The organism is Rhodoferax sp. GW822-FHT02D07 (genome assembly GCF_058802405.1).
In genome coordinates this window covers 910,654-931,332 of sequence record NZ_JBXAOD010000001.1, presented here as the reverse complement: position 1 = coordinate 931,332, position 20,679 = coordinate 910,654, and the positions used below count along the sequence as shown (strand labels likewise).

Sequence of the window (20,679 nt, the reverse complement as noted above, 5' to 3'; positions counted from 1 at the left end):
CACAGGCGCTCACGCGCGCAGGGTTTTAACGTTCGTCCTTGTCCGCGTAGGGGTTGGTGGACGATTTGAGTTCGATACGCAAGGGCGTACCCACAAGGTTGAACTCCTTGCGAAAACGCCCTTCGAGGAAGCGCTTGTAGGCCTCGGTCACGTGTTCCAGCGAGTTGCCGTGGATCACGATGATGGGTGGGTTCATGCCGCCCTGGTGGGCGTAGCGCAGCTTGGGGCGATAGGCTCCGGTCTTCTTGGGGGTCTGGAACTGCACGGCTTCGAGCAGCAGGCGCGTGAGCACTGGCGTGGGCATCTTGCAATTGGCGGCACGGTGCGCCTGCGCAATCGCGTCCCACAGCGGGCCCAGGCCCTGACGCTTCTGCGCCGAGATCATGTGCAGGGCAGCGAACTTGAGAAAGCCCAGCCGCGTCTCAATGGAGCGGCGCACCAGCTCACGCTGGTAGTCGTCTACCGCATCCCACTTGTTGATCGCCACCACCACGGCACGGCCCGACTCCAGGATGTAGCCCGCAATGTGCGCGTCCTGGTCGGTCACGCCTTGGGTCGCGTCGATCAGCAACAGCACCACGCTGGCCGATTCGATCGCCTGCAGGGTCTTGACGACAGAGAACTTCTCGATCGCCTCGAACACCCGACCCTTGCGACGCAAGCCGGCGGTGTCTATGAGCTCGAAGCGCTGGCCACCGCGTTCAAAGGGTACCGAGATGGCGTCGCGCGTGGTGCCCGGCATATCGAACGCCACCAGACGCTCTTCACCCAACCAGGTGTTGATCAGGGTGGACTTGCCCACATTGGGGCGGCCAGCCACAGCCAACTTGATAGCCTGCGGGCCCTCCTCCACCTCGGGTTCGTCGCTGAGCCAGTCCAGCCGGCCCAGCGCCATGTCCACCAGCGAGCGTATGCCCTGGCCGTGCGCGGCCGAGACGGGGAACACCTCGCCCAGGCCAAGCTCGAAGAACTCACCGAGCTGGGAGCCTTCTTTCATGCCCTCGGCCTTGTTGGCCACCACCACGCAGGGCTTGCCCAGCTTGCGCAGGTAGTTGCCGATATCGTGGTCTTGGGCCGAGAGGCCGCCGCGGGCGTCGACAACGAAGACCACCACATCGGCCTCGGCCACGGCCTGGCGCGTCTGCTTGGCCATTTCCTTGTAGATGCCGCTGCTGGCGTCGGGCTCGAAGCCGCCGGTGTCGATGACGATGTACTCTTGCTTGCCCTGGCGGCCGTTGCCGTAGTGGCGGTCCCGCGTGAGGCCGGCGAAGTCCGCCACGATGGCGTCGCGGGTCTTGGTGAGCCGGTTGAAGAGCGTCGATTTGCCCACATTGGGCCGCCCTACCAAGGCAATCACGGGTTTCATGCTTCTAGCCCTTTGTTTTATTCGGGGCGGAACGCAAAAACGCCGCCCTTTTGCGTAACGGCAATCAGTGTTTTACCAAGCAATACGGGTGCGCCCACAATGGCACTGCCATCGGTACTCGCACGGTCCATGGGAGCCCCATCGGCGCGCGAGAGGAAGTGCAGCAGACCCGTCTGATCACCCACCACGAGATTCTGCCCCAAGACCACGGGCGCGCCCAGACCACGCCAGCGCAGCGCATCGCTGCTCCAGAGGCGTTCACCATTGCGGTTCCAGACCACGAGCTGGCTGTCGGCCTCCACGCCCAGAACGGACTCGGCGTCGCCGCCCAAGCCAGTCAGGCCGGTAGAGGGCTTGCTCCAGAGCAGTGTGCCCTTGACTGCATCCACGCAAGCCACTGAAGCGCGGAAGGCGCGCACACAGACATTGCCCTGTACCCGGCTTACACCGGCCACCAGGTCAACCAGGCGTTCAACCTCATTGGTGCCGCGGCTCACGGCCACGGACACTTCCCATCGCGCCACGCCATTGGTGGGATTCAGACCCAACAGACGGCCCCCCACGCCCACGACCAGCGTATCACCCACGGCCATGAGCACGCCGGCCTGACCCAGCACCAGCGCATCTGCCGAGCGCTGCAGCTGCCAGAGGCGCTGGCCGCTGGCCGCGTCAAAGGCCGTGACGGTGCGATCGGCCGACAAGGTGAACACGCGCGCGCCAGCCACCAGAGGGGTAGTCAGACTGAGCGCGCCCAAGCGCTGCTTCCACTGCACCTTGCCATTCGCCATGACGACCAGTTCGCCGGATTCGGTGATGACGGCGGCAGTACGACCATCGCTACCCACGCCGGAGACTACGGGGCTACCCACATTGAGTTGCCAAGCTATCTGCCCGCTCTCGCCCTGCAGGGCGGTAACAGCACCGCTGGACGATGCCAGCAACACCTGCTGCCCCACCACGCGCGGCTCGGCAAAGGACTCGATGGGTCCGACCTGGGCCGACCAGACGTTCTTCACGCCGATCAAGCCAATGTTCGTACCCAAGTCCTTGGGCACGGGCTTGCTAGGACCGGAGCATGCGGCCAGCGCCGCCACCAGGGCCACAGCCAGGGTTTTCAGCAAAAGCCCGCGCATGGTCACTTGGCTGCCGTTTCAGGAGCGCCCAGGGCTCCCAGCTTCACCGACACCAGGCGGCGGTATTCGGCACGCGTGTCCAGACCGGCCCATGCCTTCTGGTACTCAGCAATCGCTTCCGCGCTCTTGCCCTGGGCCAGCAACAGATCGCCCTTCTTGTCGGCCACCAGGGCCACAAAGGATGCGGGATAGGCCTCGCCCAGCACCTTGGCAGCCGCATCGAACTCCTTGGCCTCGATCTGGATGCCGGCCAGACGCAGCTTGGCAATGGCGGCGTAGCCGTCATCAGCCTTGGAGGCGGCGACCCAGGTCAGCGTGGACTTGGCCAGATCGGCCTTTTCGCCCTGGTAGGCCAACTTGGCCAACGACAGGCCAGCCTGCTGCGTGTAAACGGTGGCAGCGAAGCGCTCCTTCATATCGCCAAACGCTCGCTCTCCCTGCGCAAGATCTCCGCTGCGCAACACCTTGTCGACCTCGTCAAACATGACGGAGGCCTGCGCGGCCGCGCGCTTTTGCCAGTACTCATAGCCAGTCCAGGCTGCAAAAGCGCCCAGCACCACGATCAACAGACCGGTAATCAGATTGCCGTACTGTTTCCAGAAGTGCTTGAGTTGGTCCAGTTGTTCTTGTTCTTCAAGGTCGAAATGATTTGCCATAACGCTCTGTGTTCTCTGCTTTTATTAGGTGGCGGATTGTAGGTCTTTGGCCCACTGTCCCAGGCTCTCCAGGGCCAGGGTCTGCTGGGCCTGGGAGGCGTCGCGCAGGTGCTTGATGCTGACCTGGCCCTGGGCCAGCTCATCGACACCGAAGACCAGCGCATGGCGCGCGCCCGAGGCGTCGGCCTTTTTGAACTGCGACTTGAGGCTGGCCATGCCCTCGGGGCCAGTGGCGTGCATCTGCACCGACACACCCGCCGCACGCAGCTGCTGCAAAGCGACCATGACGCGCGGCACGTCCTTGCTATCGCCTACGATGGCATAGGCATCCAGCGACGCCACCGTCACGCTGGCGTCTGACTCCTTGAGCAGTTCCAGCACACGCTCCACACCCAGGGCCCAGCCCACGGCCGGCGTGGGCTTGCCGCCGATCTGCACGATCAGGTCGTCATAGCGGCCACCGGCGCAGACCGTACCCTGGGAGCCGAGGCGGTCGGTCACGAATTCGAAGACGGTCAGGTTGTAGTAGTCCAAGCCACGCACCAAGCGCGGGTTGATGCTGTAGGCCACGCCATTGGCATCGAGAATCGCCCTGAGGCCCTCGAAGTGCGCCAGCGATTCTGCGCCGAGGAATTCGAGGAGGCGGGGCGCGCCAGCCACCATGGCCTGCATGGCGGGGTTTTTGGTGTCCAGAATGCGCAGCGGGTTGCTGTGCAGGCGGCGCTTGGCATCCTCGTCGAGCAGCTCGGCGTGCTGCTCAAAGTAGGCGATGAGCTGGGCGCGATGCTGGGCGCGCTCGGCCGGCTGGCCCAAGCTGTTGAGCTCCAGGCGCACATCGGTCAGGCCGATGGCCTTCCATAGGGCCGCGGCCAGAAGGATCACCTCAGCGTCAGTGTCAGGGCCGGCAAAGCCCAAGGCCTCGACGCCGACCTGGTGGAACTGGCGGTAGCGCCCGCGCTGCGGCTTCTCGCGGCGGAACATGGGCCCCATATAGAACAGGCGCTTGCCACCATCGTAAAGCAGATTGCTCTCGATCACGGCACGCACCACGGCGGCCGTGCCCTCGGGACGCATGCTCAGGTGCTCGGCTTGACCGTGCTTGTCCGAACGGTCTTCAAAGGAGTACATTTCCTTCTCGACAATATCGGTCACCTCGCCGATACCGCGCACGAACAGCGCCGTGTGCTCCAGGATGGGGGTGCGGATATTGCGGTAGGCGTAGCGCTGCATCAGCGCACGCACCGTTGCCTCCAAAGACTCCCAGCGCGCCGACTCCGGCGGCAGGATGTCATTCATGCCTTTGACGGCAGACAGCTTTTCCGCCTTGCGCGGAGCAATATTCTCAGCCATGCAATCTCTTAAGAGGATGTTGTCTCGGCCTGGGCGCCGAAGCGCTGCCGAATATAGTTTTCGACCACCGCCTGGAACTCGGCGGCAATGCCTTCACCGCGCAAGGTCATGCGCTTTTCGCCATCGATGAACACCGGTGCCGCAGGGGCCTCGCCGGTACCGGGCAGACTGATGCCGATATCCGCATGCTTGCTCTCGCCGGGGCCATTGACGATACAGCCCATGACGGCGACCTTGAGGTTTTCCACGCCAGGATAGGCGGCGCGCCAGACCGGCATCTGCTCGCGCAGGAAGTCGTCGATCTGCTTGGTCAACTCTTGGAAGGTGGTACTGGTGGTGCGGCCGCAACCGGGGCAGGCCGTCACGCTGGGAACGAACTTGCGCAGACCCAGCGACTGCAGGATCTCTGAGGCCACCACGACCTCCTGGGTGCGGGCCTCGCCAGGCGCGGGGGTAAGCGACACACGGATGGTGTCGCCAATGCCCTCCTGCAAGAGGATAGACAGCGCGGCGGCCGATGCCACCGTGCCCTTGGTGCCCATGCCGGCCTCCGTCAGGCCCAAGTGCAAGGCGTAGCGCGAGCGCTCGGCCAGTGCGCGGTAAACGGCGATAAGGTCCTGCACCCCACTGACCTTGCAAGACAGAATGATCTGTTCGGCGGCCAGGCCCACTTCCTGGGCGCGTTGGGCAGACTCGAGAGCCGAGGTGATCAACGCCTCGTACATGACCTGTTTGGCGTCCCAAGGCGTGACACGGTGGCTGTTTTCGTCCATGAGACTGGCCAACAGCTCCTGGTCCAAGCTGCCCCAATTCACACCGATGCGAACGGCCTTGTTCCAGCGCACAGCAGCTTCGATCATCTGGTTGAACTGGCGGTCGCGCTTGTCACCCTTGCCCACGTTGCCGGGGTTGATGCGGTACTTGGAAAGCGACTGCGCACAGTCAGGAAACTCGGTCAACAGGCGGTGGCCGTTGTAATGGAAGTCGCCAACCAAGGGCACGTCGATGCCCATGCGGTCGAGCTGCTCGCGGATGTAGGGCACGGCCTGCGCCGCCTCGGGCGTATTGACCGTGATGCGCACCATCTCCGAGCCTGCCAGCGCAAGCTCCTTGACCTGAATGGCGGTACCGATGGCGTCCACCGTGTCGGTGTTGGTCATGGACTGGATGCGCACCGGTGCACCGCCGCCCACCGTCACGACGCGCTTGCCCCAGAACACGCGGGCTTGCAGGGAGTCCCGCACCAACGGGACTGGAATAGGAATCGGAGAACCGTTGCTCTGCACTACTTCACCTCAAATCGCGCAACATTGTCCCGGGCCAAGGGGGCCAAGTTAAAGGGCTTGCCCTTGACCTCGACCTCGGTCACATCGGCACGGCCCACCACCACCATCAAGGGCAAGGCACCCGAGGTGCCCACTGCTTCCCCCTGAGCCAGATTGCGGCGCATCAGCACGACGCCCTTGGCATCAGTCACCTCAACCCAAGAAGGCCCCTTCACGCGGAACAGCACCTGCTGCACGCCAGCAGGCATAGACGCTACCGCGACGGCCGGCTTGGCGACCACGGCAGCCGGTGCGCTTGCGACCACCGCGGGCGTCGACGCTGCCACTGCAGGCACTGGTGCTGCAGCGACGGGAACCACGGGCACAGGTGGCGGCAAGACGGGCAAGGGCTCAGGCACCACTTGGGCAGCGGGCGGAGCTTCATTGGGTTGGCTTTGCACCACAGGCAAAGGCTGCTCTGTCTCCTGTGTAGCCACCTCTTCGGCAGGCGCCTCCTGCGGCAGATTCGGGAAGAACATGACGGCCACCGCACCCACGAGTACCAAAACAACAAACAGAAACACGGGTTGCTTGAAGAACGATGGCAGCATCAAGCTGCGCTTTTCGCCGGCGGCATGGAAGGGGGCGTTAATTCCGCCCTCAGTGGCACTCAAGCGAGGCACATCCTGGTGCGGCAGACGTGCCAACACGGGCGCGGGGTCTATCTTGAGATTGCGACAGACGCTGGATGCCAGGGCACGCACAAAGACGGCATCGGGCAACAGGTCAAAGCGGTCGGCCTCCAGCGCCTCCAGCTTTTTCACCGGCACCTTCATCGCCACGGCCAGGGCCGCCACGTGCAGGCCCGCCGCTTCACGCGCGTTACGCAGCAATTGACCGGCCGAGACTGGTGTCGCGGCCACACTCTCGGATCCCTGTATCAATTGCTCCTCACTCATCGAAAGCCCCCCGATCAAACAATGTCAGCTCCTTGGATTCGGGAAAGCGCTTGCGCAGCTGGGCAGCCAGCTGGGCTGCAGAGTCGCGATTGCCGAGGCGACGCTCGACCTTGATACCCAGCCACAGCGACTCTGCATTTGCCAGATCACCGTTATTGATCCGACGAATGTAAAACTGGGAACGGATGGACTCTCCGCGCTGAAACAGCAGCAACGCAAGGTTGTACCCGGTCACTGGATTGGAAGGATCAATCTCGTACGCACGCTGCAGGCTGGACTCAGCTTCGGTACGCTGACCAGCCTTGACCTGGCACAGACCCATGGCCATCCAAGACTTGGCCTTGTCCATATACCCCGGCTCGCTTATCGCACTCACGAAATAGCGATTGGCATCCGCCATGCGCCCGTTTTGGCACAGCAACCAACCGAGGTTGTGCTGTACGGCCGACGCCTGGGGAGTGATCTGCAGAGCCCTGCGAAAACTCTCCTCAGCCAATGACACATCATTGAGCCGCATATAGATGAGTCCACGCAAATTGTGCGCCTCAGCCAAGGTCGGATCCGCAGCAATGGATTGCTTGAGTTCGTCCAGCGCAATCGTGGTCTGTCCGTTGTTGTAGTAACCCACAGCCAACTCCAGCCGAATCCTGGCGCGCTTGCGGGCCACCGTCTCGTCGGACTCGGTCACGATATCAGTACTGGCCGGGTTGACTGAGGGGCTGGAAGCGCAACCTGCCAGCACCACCATCAAAGCTGCCAGAGCCAACCACTGCAAGCGCAAAGAACGCACAAAAGACAACAAATCAGGCATCAATTCCCTTTGTCTGCTCGGCTTGAGCAAAGTCCACGACGGGTTGGAGCATAACGGTTCGCTGCTTGGACATGCGCTTGGCGACATCGGTTCTGTCCTTGACGTCACCAGCCAGCTGGCCGCAGGCGGCATCGATATCGTCACCGCGCGTCTTGCGCACTGTGGTGATGATGCCCGTGTCGCTGAGGATTTTGGCAAAGGCCTGAACCTGGGCCGCGCTCGAACGCTTTAGCCCTGAGGCAGGAAAGGGATTGAAGGGAATCAGGTTGAATTTGCACGACACACCCTCGCCCTGCACCGGCTTGACCAGCGCAATAAGTTCACGCGCATGGGCGGCGCTGTCGTTGACGCCGTCGAGCATGCAGTACTCGAAGGTGATGAAGTCGCGCGGTGCAAACGCCAAGTAGCGGCGGCAAGCGTCGAGCAGCTCGACCAATGGGTACTTGCGGTTGAGCGGCACCAAGTTGTCGCGCAACGCGTCATTGGGCGCGTGCAGGGAAACGGCCAGCGCCACGGGGCAGTCGGCACCCAAGCGGTCCATCATGGGAACCACGCCCGAAGTGGAGACGGTCACGCGGCGGCGCGACAGGCCGTAGGCGTTGTCATTGAGCATGACCTGCAGGGCCGGCACCAGCGCGCTGTAGTTCTGCAGTGGCTCACCCATGCCCATCATCACCACATTGGAGATCACGCGCTCGCTGCGGCTCAGGTGCTTGCGCAGGAAGTGCTCGGCAAACCACAGCTGGGCGATGATTTCGCCGGTGGTCAGGTTGCGGCTGAAGCCCTGATGGCCGGTGGAGCAGAAACGACAGCCTACGGCGCAGCCCGCCTGCGAGGAGATGCACAGCGTGCCACGATCGTCTTCGGGGATGAATACGGCTTCCACCGCATTGCCCTCGCCCACATCAAACAGCCATTTGATGGTCCCATCACCCGAGATATGCTGGGTGATGACAGAAAGGGATTTCATCTCTGCGCAAGTCTTGAGCTTTTCGCGCAAGGACTTGGCGAGGTCGCTCATATCGTCAAAGGACGTGGCGCCTCTCTGGTGAATCCAGCGGAACAGCTGGGTGGCCCGGAAACGTTTCTCGCCGAGCCGCTCGCAGAACGCGGCCAATCCCTCGAGATCAAATTCAAGAAGATTGGCCGTCATTGCATGTCTTAGCGGGTGTAAACGTTCATGCCAGCGAAGAAGAACGCCACTTCAGCAGCGGCAGTCTCTGCGGCGTCGGAGCCGTGCACGGCGTTGGCATCGATGCTGTCAGCGAAGTCAGCGCGGATGGTGCCGGGAGCAGCCTTCTTGGGGTCGGTGGCGCCCATCAGGTCGCGGTTCTTCAGGATGGCGTTTTCGCCTTCGAGCACTTGGATCATGACGGGGCCGGAGACCATGAAGTCCACCAAATCCTTGAAGAAGGGGCGTGCCTTGTGCACAGCGTAGAAGGCTTCGGCTTCACCGCGCGACAGGTGGGCCAGACGCGCAGCCACCACCTTCAGGCCGGCAGCTTCAAAGCGGGCGTAGATTTGGCCGATCACGTTCTTGGCAACTGCGTCGGGCTTGATGATGGAAAGAGTACGTTCGATAGCCATAGGATTCCTGTTTATGAAAGAAAAGAGGTTTGCCCCGCAGAGGCAAAGCCTTGGATTTTACACTGGGATTACTACCGATTGCGGCCGCCGCGACGCTGCCCACCTTGACCGCCGCCGGAACGGCCGCCGCGGTCCTGACGCTGGCGTGAGAAGCTGTCGGCACCGATATAGCCCAGAGAAGTCTTCATGGGGTCGGGCTGACCACCAGCCTGACCTGCGGCCTTGTCCTTGCGTCCGCCCTGGGCGCGGCCACCTTGGCCACCGCCGTTTGCCTTCTTGGGATAGGCCGGCCCACGCCCGCCACCCGAACGCCCTCGATTGTTGCCCTGCTTGGAGGCTGGCTTGGCAGAGCGGCCACCGCCCTCCCCGTCCTGGCGCGCTACACGCGGGCCGCCTGCAGCCTGCACCAGGGCGCGGATATCACCGTCATCCAGCTCCATCCAGGCGCCGCGCTTGAGGCCACGCGGCAGCACCATGGCGCCGTAGCGGATACGAATGAGGCGGCTCACTGCGTGGCCAACGGCCTCCAGCATGCGACGCACCTCACGGTTGCGTCCCTCGGAAATGGTGACGCGGTACCAACAGTTGGAGCCTTCGCCACCACCTTCTTCGATGGAGCCGAACTGGGCCACGCCGTCGTCAAGCTGCACTCCGTCGAGCAGCGCCTGCTTCTCTTCCTTGCTCAGGGCGCCGAGCACGCGCACCGCGTATTCGCGCTCCAGCCCGAAGCGCGGGTGCATGAGGTTGTTTGCCAGCTCGCCCGAGCTGGTGAACAACAGCAGCCCTTCGGTATTCAGGTCAAGGCGGCCCACCGACTGCCATTTTCCCTGCGGTAGCTTGGGCAGCTTGCGGAACACGGTGGGTCGGTTTTGCGGGTCATCATGGGTCACCACTTCGCCCACAGGCTTGTGGTAGGCGATGACACGCGCCGGCGGCGGATCAATACGGTAGCGGATAGGCTTCCCGTTGACCTTGATGCTGTCGCCGAACTGGATGCGCTGGCCGATATGGGCCGGCTCGTTGTTGACCGAGATACGGCCTTCCAGAATCAGTTGCTCCATCTCCAGACGCGAGCCCATACCCGACTGGGCCAGCACCTTGTGCAACTTGGGGGTTTCGGCTTGGGGCAACAGCACGCGCTTGGGCACGGCCAGGAATTCAGAGGCCTCATCTGCATCAAGCTGGCCAGAGACCACATCTTCAAAGCGGTAGACGCCGTTGTCTGCGCCTTCCGTAGGCAAAGACTGGCCGGCTTGCGCGGGGACCTCGTCCTCGTCGGTGGGCTGCGCTTCAGGGCTGGTGTTCATCGGTGGGGCCTATATCGGGTTCAGGAGTAATGTGAGGGTCCAACACCATGCTCAGTTGGGGGCCGTCCGCGTCTAGCACAGGTGCAGATGACGGCATGGCCGCGTTGGGTTCGTCCAGCGCCGAGGCGAGTTCGCCCAGTGCATCGACAGCGTGGGCAGGCTGCTCCAGCAAGGGCAACTGGTCCAGCGAGGCAAGACCCAGATCGTCAAGGAACTGGCGCGTGGTGGCAAACAGGGCCGGGCGGCCGGGCGCGTCGCGGTGGCCGATGACCTCGACCCAGCCGCGGTCTTCGAGCTGTTTGATGAGCAGGGAGCTGATGGTCACGCCGCGTATGTCTTCCATATCACCGCGCGTAACGGGCTGGCGGTAGGCAATGATGGCCAAGGTTTCCAGCGTAGCACGGGTGTACTTGGGCGGCTTCTCGGGGTGTAGGCGGTCTAGGAACTCGCGCATCTCGGGACGGCTCTGAAAACGCCAGCCGGTGGCCACATTGACCAGCTCCATGCCGCGCTCGGCCCAGTCATTGCGAATATCTTCCAGCAGTTGCTTGAGCGAATCGGCGCCTATGGCGTCGGCAAACAGCTCGCGCATGCTTTTTAGCGGCAAGGGCTGTTGGGCGCACATCAGGGCGGTCTCTAGGACTCGCTTGGCATCGACCATGTTCATAGTCAGGGCGTTTCGAAAAAATCACCAGCAAAAGGAGCGATCCATCGCGTGGATCGTCGTCGGCAAACGGGGCTTGTCTGCGCCAGGGTGGCACGCCGCAAGCGTTTGGCTCGGGGCTATCAGGATCCTCCCGGATCTGTTGCCGCATTGTAACTGAGCCCCCAGGCTGCCAACAGCCCCATGAAATCAGCAGGCGGGGGGGCACGAAACTCCTGCCAGACACCGATCACCGGGTGGTGAAAGGCGAGGCGAAATGCATGCAGGGCCTGGCGCGCCATTCCGGGCTCGGGGCTGCCGCCATACAGGCTGTCGCCCACCAGCGCGTGACCCAGCGCAGCCATGTGGACGCGGATCTGGTGGGTGCGCCCGGTATGCAGCGCGCAGCGCACCCAGCAGCCCGAGACGGAATTGCCCAGTAGAAACACATCCGTCTTGGCCGGTTTTCCAGGCGAGAGCATGGTGTCGACAACCGCCATGCGCAAGCGGTTGCGAGGGTCGCGCCCCACGGGGCGGTCCACCGTCTGCTGCGCCGGCCCGCGCCACAGGCCATGCGCGAGCGCCAGATACTGGCGACTGACCTCGCGCGCCGCAATGGCCTTGACCAGGGCGTCCATGGCGGCGCGTGTGCGCGCCACCACCATGAGGCCGCTGGTGTCCTTGTCCAGCCGATGCACGATGCCGGCGCGCGGCACCTGTGCGCACAGGGGGTCATGCGCGAGCAGCCCGTTCAACAAGGTACCGCTCCAGTTGCCCGGAGCTGGATGCACGACCAAACCGGCGGGCTTGTTGATCACCAGCAAATGGGCGTCTTCATAGACGATGTCCAACGCCATGGCCTGGGGCGCGAAGGCCTGGCTTTGCGGCGTAGGCCGCAACTCAACGGCCAACACATCGCCGGCCTTGACCTTCTGGGCTGGCTTGGCAACCGGCTGGCCGTTGAGACGCACTGCGCCTTTTTCAATGAGTTGCTGCAGGTAACTGCGTGAAAATTCGGCAGCGCCCAGGGCCAGGGCACGGTCCAGGCGCACACCATGCTGCTCCGGGGCGACGGTCACACTGCGCAGCTCAACGTCAGAGACCCCTTCCAGAACCTCGTCTTCCGAATCGGGCTCACTGGAGTGCGTCGATATAATTCCGCCGGTCTGATTCAAGAAGGTCCCCAAGATGCTGCGTGTGAAATTATCGGTCGTTTATGCCACTCTGCTGGCGGCCGTATCGCTGGTCGTGGCAGGTTGCTCATCCGCGCCGGTAGACAAGACTGCGGGCATGAGCCCCAACCGCCTCTACGCGGAAGCCAAGGACGAAATGGGCGCATCGCAGTGGGACAAGGCCGTGCCCCTGCTCGAAAAACTCGAAGCCCGGGCCGCCGGCACCCCGCTGGCACAGCAGGCCCAGCTCGACAAGGCCTATGCCCATTACAAGGCCGCCGAACCGGCCCAGGCCTTGGCCACGCTGGACCGCTTCATCAAGCTGCACCCCGCCAGCCCCGCTCTGGACTACGCCATTTACCTCAAAGGCATCATCAACTTCAACGATGACCTGGGCCTGCTTTCTTCCATCACGCGCCAGGACCTGTCCGAGCGCGACCAGAAGGCCGCCAAGGAATCGTTTGAAGCTTTCCGGGAACTGGTGACCCGTTTCCCGGACTCCCGCTATACACCGGATGCGCGGCAACGCATGGCCTACATCGTGGGCTCGCTGGCGCAGTACGAGGTACACGTGGCGCGCTACTACTACAAGCGCGGCGCCTACCTGGCGGCCGCCAATCGGGCCCAACAGGCGGTAACTGATTACCGCGATGTGCCCGCCATCGAAGAGGCGCTATTCATCCTCTACAAGTCATACGACGCGCTGGGCATGGAACAGCTTCGGGATGATGCCAAGCGCATTCTTGAAAAGAACTTCCCCCAATCGGACTACGTCCTCAAAGGCGGAAAGACGAGTGCTGACCCGTGGTGGAAGGTTTGGTGAGTTCGGTCAAAGCAATCTCCAATTCATCTGCCTGCGTAATCAAGGGCATGGTTGGCAAAGTGGCCAGCAACTTGCGTCCATAGGACATTTTTAGCAAGCGGACATCACAGATCATCAACAGGCCGCGATCCGTTTCACGGCGGATTAGACGCCCCACGCCTTGCTTGAGCGCCAGCGCCGCTTGTGGCAATTGGTAGTTTGCAAAGGCACTTAAACCCTCCGCCTCCAGCTGCTGACTGCGCGCCTCCACCACTGGATCGTCCGGCGGAGCAAACGGGATTTTGTCAATGACCACCATCTGCAGCGCATCCCCGGGCACGTCCACCCCCTCCCAAAAGGCGCCTGTAGCCACCAGGACATAGCCCGACACCGGGTTCCCTGTAAAACGCGCCAGCAAATCTCGCTTTGAAGCCTCCCCCTGCAGCAAAACCTCGATTCCGCTTGTTGCAGGGAGAGACTCGCGCAGCACTTGGGCCACGCGCCGCATGGCCCGCAAGGTCGTGGTGAGAACTAGGGTTCGGCCACCCAAAACCGCGCTGGCACCCGCTACCAGAGAGGCAACCGCATCGCTGTGGTGCGGGTCCGCCGGCTTCGGAAATTGCTGGGGAATATACAGACGAGCCTGGCGCGGGTAATCGAAAGGACTGGGCAACTGAAGCACCTGCGCCCCCTCCAGCCCATGGGCCCCAACAAAGTGCACGAGCCCTTCGTCGGTGCCCAACGTTGCCGAGGTGAAAATCCAGGCCGGGCCAGTCTCCTTATCGACACGCTCCGCCAGCCGTTCACGCATGGCCTCGGCCACCGTCAGAGGCGACTCGTACATACGCAAGCGCAAGCCGCTCTCAATCCACCGCACCCACCCCGGCGATGCTGCACCTGAAAAGTGACCCAAGCGCTGCGCAAGCCCTTGGCCCCGCTCCTGCAAGGCAACCAACTCCTCGGCGGACTCACTCACCAACGCCAGGGCTGCGAGAGCCGCAGCCAACGCAGCCTCCACCTGCTGCATCGCCTGAGTCCAGCGCTGCGGCGCAATGCCCTGGGGCGCAGGACCTGTCCATCGCAAACGGGCTGCAGGCTCCGTAGGGGCCTGACACGCCAGCTGCCATTCCGCCAAGGCCCCCTCCAGGCGCATGGCCAAATCTTGCCAATCCGCGAAACCACGCGCATGCAAAAGACCCAGACTGACCAGATCCCGTCCCCAGCCAAGCAATTGGTTGGTGCTGAGCTGGTTGCCCAAAAACTGGATGCCGACTTCATTGAGCTGGTGCGCCTCGTCAAACACCACGGTATTGACGGTGGGAAGCAGTTCGGCCACACCGGACTCGCGCACATTCCAGTCTGCAAAGAACAGATGGTGATTGATGACAACCACATCGGCGGCCATGGCCTCACGGCGCGCACGGTAAACATGACATGACTGGAATTGCGGGCACTTGCTACCCGTGCAACTCTCCCGGGTGGAGGTAACCAGCGGAATCACGGGGGACTGCTCATCCAGCATGGAAAGCTCTGCCAAGTCCCCGCTACGGGTGCTTAGCGCCCATTGCTCCACCGACGCCAGCATTCGCAGATCCGCCGGCCGTGGCAACGCTCCCAAATGACGCGCACGCTCAAGCCTGCTGAGACATAGGTAGCTGGCCCGTCCTTTGAGGAGTGCCACCCGCGAAGGCAGCGTCAAAGTCTCCAGCAACTGGGGAATATCACGACCAAACAGCTGATCCTGCAAGGCCTTGGTTGCCGTGGAAATCAACACTCGCCCACCGCCCAAGAGCGCGGGCAGCAAGTAGGCAAAGGTCTTGCCGATGCCCGTCCCAGCCTCCACCACCAGCACCCCACCCTGCTCCAGGGTATCGGCCACCGCCAGCGCCATGGCTTTCTGCCCACTGCGCGATGCGAAGCCTGGAATGGCCTGCGCCAAGGGCCCGTCGTCGGCCAGCGCGCGCGCTACGGCGTCCCTCAGCATGGCCACTCAGGCAGGCTCATCCGGCTGCAACGCATCCTGCAACCGGGCGATTTCGTCCCGCAGCGCCAGCCGTTTTTTCTTCAACCGGCGCATCATCAACTCGTCTGCCGGCGCATCGGCATGCACGCGGTCAATCAGCGCATCCAGATCGCTGTGTTCCATGCGCAGCTCGATCAAGCGCCGTTGCGGGGAGTGGAGATTGGTTTCCAAGGGTAAATCGGGGGAAGTACGTGGTTAAATGGTAAAGATTTGCAAAGCGGCTACTCGATAATACGGCCTCACCGCAGCCCCCAGGACCTTCTGCGCACTATTGCCCTCACACCATGGCTACCACCGGATACCGACTCACCGCTTCCACCGGCATTCACAAGGGTGACCGCGAATACCAGCAGGACCAGGTTGCGCTGCTCAAGCATCCACGCGTGAATGGCTGCCTGCTCGCCGTCGTGGCCGATGGAATGGGGGGCCGCAGCGGTGGACGCAAGGCCTCGGACCAGGTGATGATGACAGCCAAGCAGCTGTTTGAGCGCTACGACCCTGACACCGATGATGCTTCGGCCACGCTGATGCAAGTCGTGCAGGAAGCCCACATCGTCATCAAGCTCACGGCCATTTCCTCTGAGGAAGAGCCCCACAGCACCCTGGCCGCATTTCTCATCAACCCCGGAGGAGACTGCCACTGGGCACACACCGGCGATTCCCGGGTCTACCAGTACCACGGCAGCCGCTTCATCAAGCGCACCATGGACCATTCCTATGTGCAGGCGCTGGTCAACCGTGGCGAGATCACCGAAGAACAGGCGGCCGTACACCCACAGTCCAACATCCTGATGGGCTGCCTGGGCACGGAGAACGACCCGCCGGTGGACTTCCATTTCATTCCCAAGCTGCGTCCGGGCGATGTACTCATGGCCTGCAGCGACGGCGTGTGGCACTACTTCAATACCGGGGAGCTGGGCTCGGTGCTCTCCACCCTTTCGGCCCGCGAAGCGACCGAATTCCTCATCGAAAAAGCCCGCTCACGGGCCCACGGCGGCGGCGACAACCTGTCCTTGGTCATCATCAAGATCGAATCCCTGCACGCCTGAGCGCCCGTCTAGCGGGCCAGGGGCAGCGGCTGGGGTGCTCCCGTTGCCTCGCGCAAGCGCTTGTCGCGGGCAAGCCGGCGTTCCTCGGCAGCGCGCTGCTTCGCAAGATAGGACTCCCGCTGCCTGGCCTGCGCCACCGCATCCGACCGACCCGACTGGGCCTTGGCGGCACCGGCCGATGCAGAAGATGCCAAGCGCTGATGGGCAAGCACTTTGTCCTGCTGCGCTTGTACCCGCGCTTGCTCTGACGACTCGGTGGACTGCACCGTAGTGGCCCGCTCGTCGCGGGCGCGCTGCTTCTCAGCGCTACGCTCCAGCTGTTCCTGGGCCCGCTGCTGGCGTTCGGCGGCGTGCGCTGCCGACTCCTGGAGCTGCAGCGTCTGCTCGAGTTGGCGCCGTTGCGCAGCAATGTCGTCGAGGCAGGATTGCACGACAAACCGGCTCCGGCAAAGCTGCTCCTGGCGCTGCCACTCTGCCTCGGCGGCAGTCCGCTGGCGAGCAAGCTGATCCAAATCTACAGGTACATCCGCTCCCAGCGCCGGCGCCATCGATGCCAAGAAGCCAAGTAGACCAAGAAACAGGTAACGCGTGCGCCTCATGTCAGACGGGTATCCACAGTACGGCGCTCCAGCTCCAAAAACTCCTTGGACTGCATCTCGGTCAGCCGCGAAACCGTACGCGGGAATTCATGGGCCATGGGGCCTTCGGTGTACAGCGCCTCGGGTGGCACGGCCGCCGACATGATGAGCTTGACGCGCCGGTCATAGAGCACATCCACCAGCCAGGTGAAGCGCCGCGCCTCCGAGGCCATACGTACCGGCATATAAGGCACGTCGCTCAGAAAGACGGTATGGAAACGCGAGGCGATTTCCAGGTAGTCATTCTGCGAACGCGGACCGCCGCACAGGGTCTTGAAGTCAAACCAGACCACGCCACCAGCACGGCGCAGCGCCTTGATCTCGCGCGCCTCGATATGCATGGTCGGATCTTCGTCATGCTGCTCGGCCAAGGCGTTGAAGGTCGCCGTCATCGCAACATCGGCATCCGCACCATTGGGGGTGTGGTAGAGCTTGGCGTCTTCCAGAGTGCGGCGGCGGTAGTCCGTGCCGTTGTCTACATTGAGCACTTCCAGCTTGGCATTGAGCAAAGCGATCGCGGGCAGGATGCGGTCGCGATGCAGCCCGTTGGGATAGAGGTCGTCAGGCTTGAAATTGGAGGTGGTAACAAAGCCCACGCCGTTGTCGAACAGCGCCTGCAGCAGGCGGTGCAGGATCATGGCGTCGGTGATGTCTGCCACGTGGAACTCGTCAAAACAGATCAGCCGGTAGCGCTTGGCCATACGCTTGCCCAACTCGTCGAGCGGGTTCACCGTGCCCTGCAGGTCAATCAGCTCGCGGTGCACCTCGCGCATGAATTCGTGAAAGTGCAGGCGGGTTTTGCGTTTGAGCGGCACTGCGTTGAAGAAGCAATCCATGAGGAAGCTTTTGCCGCGCCCCACCCCGCCATACATGTAGACACCGCGCGGGATCTCCGGGCGGTTGATGAGTTTCTTCAGCGCATTCGAGCGCTTGGTCTTGTAGTGGGCCCACTCTTCGGCACACCGCTCCAGGGAATCCACGGCCCGCAGTTGGGCAGGGTCGGCCGTGTAGCCGCGCGCCGCCAGCTCGGCTTGGTAGGCTTCTTTAACACTCACACGCACACTCCAGACGCTATAAAAAAAGAAGCTGCTAGCGCACTATTCATGCGGGCTAGCAGCTTATTTGGCTTTTAACGATCAGAAGTTGAGCGTGCGCTTGTCCACTGCCAGAGCGGCTTCCTTGGTCGCCTCGCTCAGGCTCGGGTGGGCGTGGCAGATGCGCGCGATGTCTTCAGCGCTGGCCTTGAACTCCATGGCCACCACGGCTTCGGAGATCAGCTCCGAGGCCTGCGGACCCACGATGTGCACACCGAGGATTTCGTCGGTCTTGGCATCAGCCAGGAACTTCACGAAACCGGTGGTGTCACCCAGCGCACGTGCGCGGCCATTCGCCAGGAAGGGGAACTGACCGGCCTTGTAGGCCACGCCATCTGCTTTGAGTTGCTGCTCGGTGCGGCCGACCCAAGCGATCTCTGGGCTGGTGTAGATGACCCAGGGTATGGTGTTGAAGTTGACGTGCCCGTGCTGGCCGGCAATGCGCTCGGCCACGGCAACGCCCTCTTCTTCCGCCTTGTGCGCCAGCATGGGACCGCGCACCACGTCACCCACCGCCCACACGCCGGGCAGGTTGGTCTTGCAGTCACCGTCCACCACGATCGCGCCACGCTCGTCCAGCGCCAAGCCCACAGCCTCGGTGTTCAGACCGATGGTGTTGGGCACACGGCCGATGGACACGATGAGCTTGTCCACTTCCAGTGTCTGGGCTTCGCCCTTGGCATTGGTGTAAGCGACGGACACGCCCTTCTTGCCATTCTTGATCTCGCCGACCTTGACGCCCAGCTCGATCTTCAGGCCCTGCTTGGTGAAAGCCTTGAAGGCTTCCTTGGCCACGCCTTCGTCGACCGCGCCCAAGAATGTGGGCAGGCCTTCGAGGATCGTGACGTCGGCGCCCAGGCGCTTCCACACGGACCCCATTTCCAGGCCGATGACGCCGGAACCGATCAGGCCCAGCTTCTTGGGCACGGCACCAATGTTCAGCGCGCCGTCGTTGGACAGCACATTGACTTCGTCAAACGGAGTACCGGGCAGCGCACGTGGGTTGGAGCCGGTGGCGATGATGATTTGCTTGCCGGTAATGGTTTCTTCGGCAGCGCCAGCGACCTTGATCTCGTAGCCGCCTTCGGCCGCTTTCACAAACGAACCGCGACCGTGAAAGAACGCAATCTTGTTCTTCTTGAAAAGGTACAGGATGCCGTCGTTGTTCTGCTTCACCACGGTGTTCTTGCGGGCAATCATCTTGGCCACATCCATGCTCACGCCGGACACTGAGATGCCGTGTTCAGCGAAGTGGTGGTTGGCGTGGTTGAAGTGCTCGGACGACTGCAGCAGCGCCTTGGAGGGAATGCAGCCGACGTTGGTGCAGGTACCACCGGGAGCTGGACCACCAGCAGCGTTCTTCCACTCGTCGATACAGGCCACGTTGAAGCCCAGCTGGGCGGCGCGGATGGCGGCGATGTAGCCACCGGGGCCACCGCCAATGACGATCACGTCAAAATTCTTGCTCATGAAAACTTCCAATCAAAATTACGCAGACATATAGACCAAGGGCAGCCCTGGCTGCCCTTGAGTCCGTCTTAGATGTCGAACAGGAGGCGTGCGGGATCTTCCAGCGCTTCCTTCATCGCCACCAGGCCCAGCACGGCTTCGCGGCCGTCAATGATGCGGTGGTCGTAGGACATGGCGAAGTAGTTCATGGGACGCACCACCACCTGGCCGTTTTCCACCATGGCGCGGTCCTTGGTGGCGTGCACACCCAGGATGGCCGACTGGGGCGGGTTGATGATGGGGGTGGACATCATGGAACCGAAGGTACCGCCATTGGAAATGGAGAAGGTACCGCCGGTCATTTCTTCAATACCCAGCTTGCCATCGCGGGCCTTCTGGCCGAACTCGGCAATCTTCTTCTCGATGTCGGCGAAGCTCATCTGGTCTGCATTGCGCAGGATGGGCACCACCAAACCGCGGGGCGAGCCCACGGCGATACCGATATCGAAGTAGCCGTGGTAAACGATATCGGTACCGTCCACGGACGCATTCAGCACGGGGAATTTCTTCAAGGCATGCACAGCTGCCTTGACGAAGAAGCTCATGAAGCCGAGCTTCACGCCGTGTTCCTTCTCGAAACGCTCTTGCATGCGCTTGCGCATTTCCATGACCGGAGCCATGTTGATTTCGTTGAAGGTGGTCAGGATGGCGTTGGTCGACTGCGATTGCAACAGACGCTCGGCCACGCGGGCCCGCAGGCGGCTCATGGGCACGCGTTGCTCAGGACGGTCGCCCAGGTTCACGCTGGGAGCAGCCACCTGGGGCAACGACTTGGTGGGCACGCCGGTGGGGATGGCAGCGGGTGCCGCCTTGGGCGCAGCGGCAGCAGCCAGCACATCACCCTTGGTGATACGACCGTCCTTGCCAGTACCTTCCACGCTGGAAGCGGCAATGCCGTTGTCGGCCAGCAGCTTGGCAGCCGCAGGCATGGCCACGCCAGCCTTGGAGCTGGATGCGGGAGCCGCTGCGACGGCAGCAACAGGCGCTGCAGCCGCAGGAGCTGCCGCAGCGGCGGCAGGTGCTGGAGCACCGGCAACAGCAGCAGTGTCAATGCGCGCCAACAGTTGCTCAGCGATCACGGTGGCGCCATCGGGCGCCACGATTTCCACCAGCACGCCAGCCGAGGGAGCGGGCACTTCCATCACGACTTTGTCGGTTTCGACTTCGATCAGGATTTCGTCGGCGGCAACAGCCTCGCCGACCTTCTTCTTCCATTGCAACAGGGTTGCTTCGGCCACAGACTCGGACAGCTGCGGAACTTTGACTTCTACGATTGCCATATCAATTCTTTCGGTGTGTATTCGTGTGAATGGTT

At 62.6% G+C, this 20,679-nt stretch carries 20 protein-coding genes; 2 read left to right on the top strand and 18 right to left on the bottom strand.

All coding sequences use genetic code 11. The features are described 5' to 3' along the window. Positions 1-25: 25 nt before the first annotated feature. The 12 genes from der to AC1RNN_RS04275 form a co-directional block, all read right to left on the bottom strand. Positions 26-1,366: a ribosome biogenesis GTPase Der gene (der, locus tag AC1RNN_RS04330; RefSeq protein ID WP_493085691.1), complete on the bottom strand. Its 1,341-nt coding sequence runs from the start codon at positions 1,364-1,366 to the stop codon at positions 26-28. Positions 1,367-1,383: 17 nt separating this feature from the next. Next, positions 1,384-2,499: an outer membrane protein assembly factor BamB gene (locus tag AC1RNN_RS04325; RefSeq protein ID WP_493085693.1), complete on the bottom strand. Its 1,116-nt coding sequence runs from the start codon at positions 2,497-2,499 to the stop codon at positions 1,384-1,386. 2 nt (positions 2,500-2,501) lie between these two features. Further along, complete coding sequence (locus tag AC1RNN_RS04320) at positions 2,502-3,155, bottom strand: YfgM family protein (RefSeq protein WP_493085694.1); 654 nt, start codon at positions 3,153-3,155, stop codon at positions 2,502-2,504. A gap of 24 nt (positions 3,156-3,179) precedes the next feature. Further along, a complete protein-coding gene (hisS, locus tag AC1RNN_RS04315; RefSeq protein WP_493085696.1) occupies positions 3,180-4,505 on the bottom strand; it encodes a histidine--tRNA ligase in 1,326 nt (441 codons plus the stop codon). A gap of 8 nt (positions 4,506-4,513) precedes the next feature. Next, positions 4,514-5,749 (bottom strand): flavodoxin-dependent (E)-4-hydroxy-3-methylbut-2-enyl-diphosphate synthase, encoded by a 1,236-nt coding sequence (ispG, locus tag AC1RNN_RS04310; RefSeq protein WP_493085697.1) that lies wholly within the window; start codon positions 5,747-5,749, stop codon positions 4,514-4,516. A gap of 41 nt (positions 5,750-5,790) precedes the next feature. Continuing rightward, positions 5,791-6,693, bottom strand: a complete 903-nt coding sequence (locus AC1RNN_RS04305; RefSeq protein ID WP_493085699.1) for a helix-turn-helix domain-containing protein — start codon at positions 6,691-6,693, stop codon at positions 5,791-5,793. A gap of 28 nt (positions 6,694-6,721) precedes the next feature. Continuing rightward, positions 6,722-7,540, bottom strand: a complete 819-nt coding sequence (gene pilW / locus AC1RNN_RS04300) for a type IV pilus biogenesis/stability protein PilW (protein ID WP_493085700.1) — start codon at positions 7,538-7,540, stop codon at positions 6,722-6,724. Continuing rightward, positions 7,533-8,693: a dual-specificity RNA methyltransferase RlmN gene (gene rlmN, locus AC1RNN_RS04295; protein WP_493085701.1), complete on the bottom strand. Its 1,161-nt coding sequence runs from the start codon at positions 8,691-8,693 to the stop codon at positions 7,533-7,535. Before rlmN ends, pilW begins: the two co-directional genes overlap by 8 nt. Before the next feature lie 8 nt (positions 8,694-8,701). Then, the gene (gene ndk / locus AC1RNN_RS04290) at positions 8,702-9,127 is read right to left on the bottom strand and encodes a nucleoside-diphosphate kinase (protein ID WP_294765540.1); all 426 of its coding nucleotides are present in this window, start codon (positions 9,125-9,127) and stop codon (positions 8,702-8,704) included. 71 nt (positions 9,128-9,198) lie between these two features. After that, complete coding sequence (locus AC1RNN_RS04285) at positions 9,199-10,434, bottom strand: pseudouridine synthase (RefSeq protein ID WP_493085702.1); 1,236 nt, start codon at positions 10,432-10,434, stop codon at positions 9,199-9,201. Next, a complete protein-coding gene (scpB, locus tag AC1RNN_RS04280; protein WP_493085703.1) occupies positions 10,418-11,101 on the bottom strand; it encodes an SMC-Scp complex subunit ScpB in 684 nt (227 codons plus the stop codon). Before scpB ends, AC1RNN_RS04285 begins: the two co-directional genes overlap by 17 nt. 119 nt (positions 11,102-11,220) lie before the next feature. Further along, positions 11,221-12,252: an RluA family pseudouridine synthase gene (locus AC1RNN_RS04275; RefSeq protein WP_493085704.1), complete on the bottom strand. Its 1,032-nt coding sequence runs from the start codon at positions 12,250-12,252 to the stop codon at positions 11,221-11,223. Between the two features lie 13 nt (positions 12,253-12,265). Here AC1RNN_RS04275 and AC1RNN_RS04270 point away from each other — a divergent pair, with 13 nt between their 5' ends. Further along, positions 12,266-13,072 carry an outer membrane protein assembly factor BamD gene (locus tag AC1RNN_RS04270; RefSeq protein ID WP_493085705.1) on the top strand — a complete coding sequence of 269 codons (807 nt, stop codon included), beginning with the start codon at positions 12,266-12,268 and terminating at the stop codon, positions 13,070-13,072. Here AC1RNN_RS04270 and yoaA read toward each other — a convergent pair. Then, positions 13,026-15,035 carry a DNA repair helicase YoaA gene (gene yoaA, locus AC1RNN_RS04265; RefSeq protein WP_493085706.1) on the bottom strand — a complete coding sequence of 670 codons (2,010 nt, stop codon included), beginning with the start codon at positions 15,033-15,035 and terminating at the stop codon, positions 13,026-13,028. The genes AC1RNN_RS04270 and yoaA overlap by 47 nt on opposite strands. 6 nt (positions 15,036-15,041) lie before the next feature. Next, complete coding sequence (locus AC1RNN_RS04260; RefSeq protein WP_493085707.1) at positions 15,042-15,245, bottom strand: YdcH family protein; 204 nt, start codon at positions 15,243-15,245, stop codon at positions 15,042-15,044. Between the two features lie 113 nt (positions 15,246-15,358). Between AC1RNN_RS04260 and AC1RNN_RS04255 the strand changes: the two genes are divergently transcribed. Beyond that, complete coding sequence (locus AC1RNN_RS04255) at positions 15,359-16,123, top strand: PP2C family protein-serine/threonine phosphatase (RefSeq protein ID WP_493085709.1); 765 nt, start codon at positions 15,359-15,361, stop codon at positions 16,121-16,123. A gap of 8 nt (positions 16,124-16,131) precedes the next feature. Here AC1RNN_RS04255 and AC1RNN_RS04250 read toward each other — a convergent pair whose 3' ends face one another. The 4 genes from AC1RNN_RS04250 to odhB all read right to left on the bottom strand — a co-directional run bounded on the left by AC1RNN_RS04250 (position 16,132) and on the right by odhB (position 20,644). Beyond that, the gene (locus tag AC1RNN_RS04250) at positions 16,132-16,554 is read right to left on the bottom strand and encodes a hypothetical protein (RefSeq protein WP_493085710.1); all 423 of its coding nucleotides are present in this window, start codon (positions 16,552-16,554) and stop codon (positions 16,132-16,134) included. A 164-nt stretch (positions 16,555-16,718) separates the two neighbouring features. After that, entirely contained in the window at positions 16,719-17,816 is a 1,098-nt protein-coding gene (zapE, locus tag AC1RNN_RS04245; protein WP_493085712.1) for a cell division protein ZapE, read from the bottom strand. A gap of 81 nt (positions 17,817-17,897) precedes the next feature. Further along, a complete protein-coding gene (gene lpdA / locus AC1RNN_RS04240; RefSeq protein WP_493085714.1) occupies positions 17,898-19,325 on the bottom strand; it encodes a dihydrolipoyl dehydrogenase in 1,428 nt (475 codons plus the stop codon). A 68-nt stretch (positions 19,326-19,393) separates the two neighbouring features. After that, positions 19,394-20,644 (bottom strand): 2-oxoglutarate dehydrogenase complex dihydrolipoyllysine-residue succinyltransferase, encoded by a 1,251-nt coding sequence (gene odhB / locus AC1RNN_RS04235; RefSeq protein WP_493085716.1) that lies wholly within the window; start codon positions 20,642-20,644, stop codon positions 19,394-19,396. Positions 20,645-20,679: the final 35 nt, after the last annotated feature.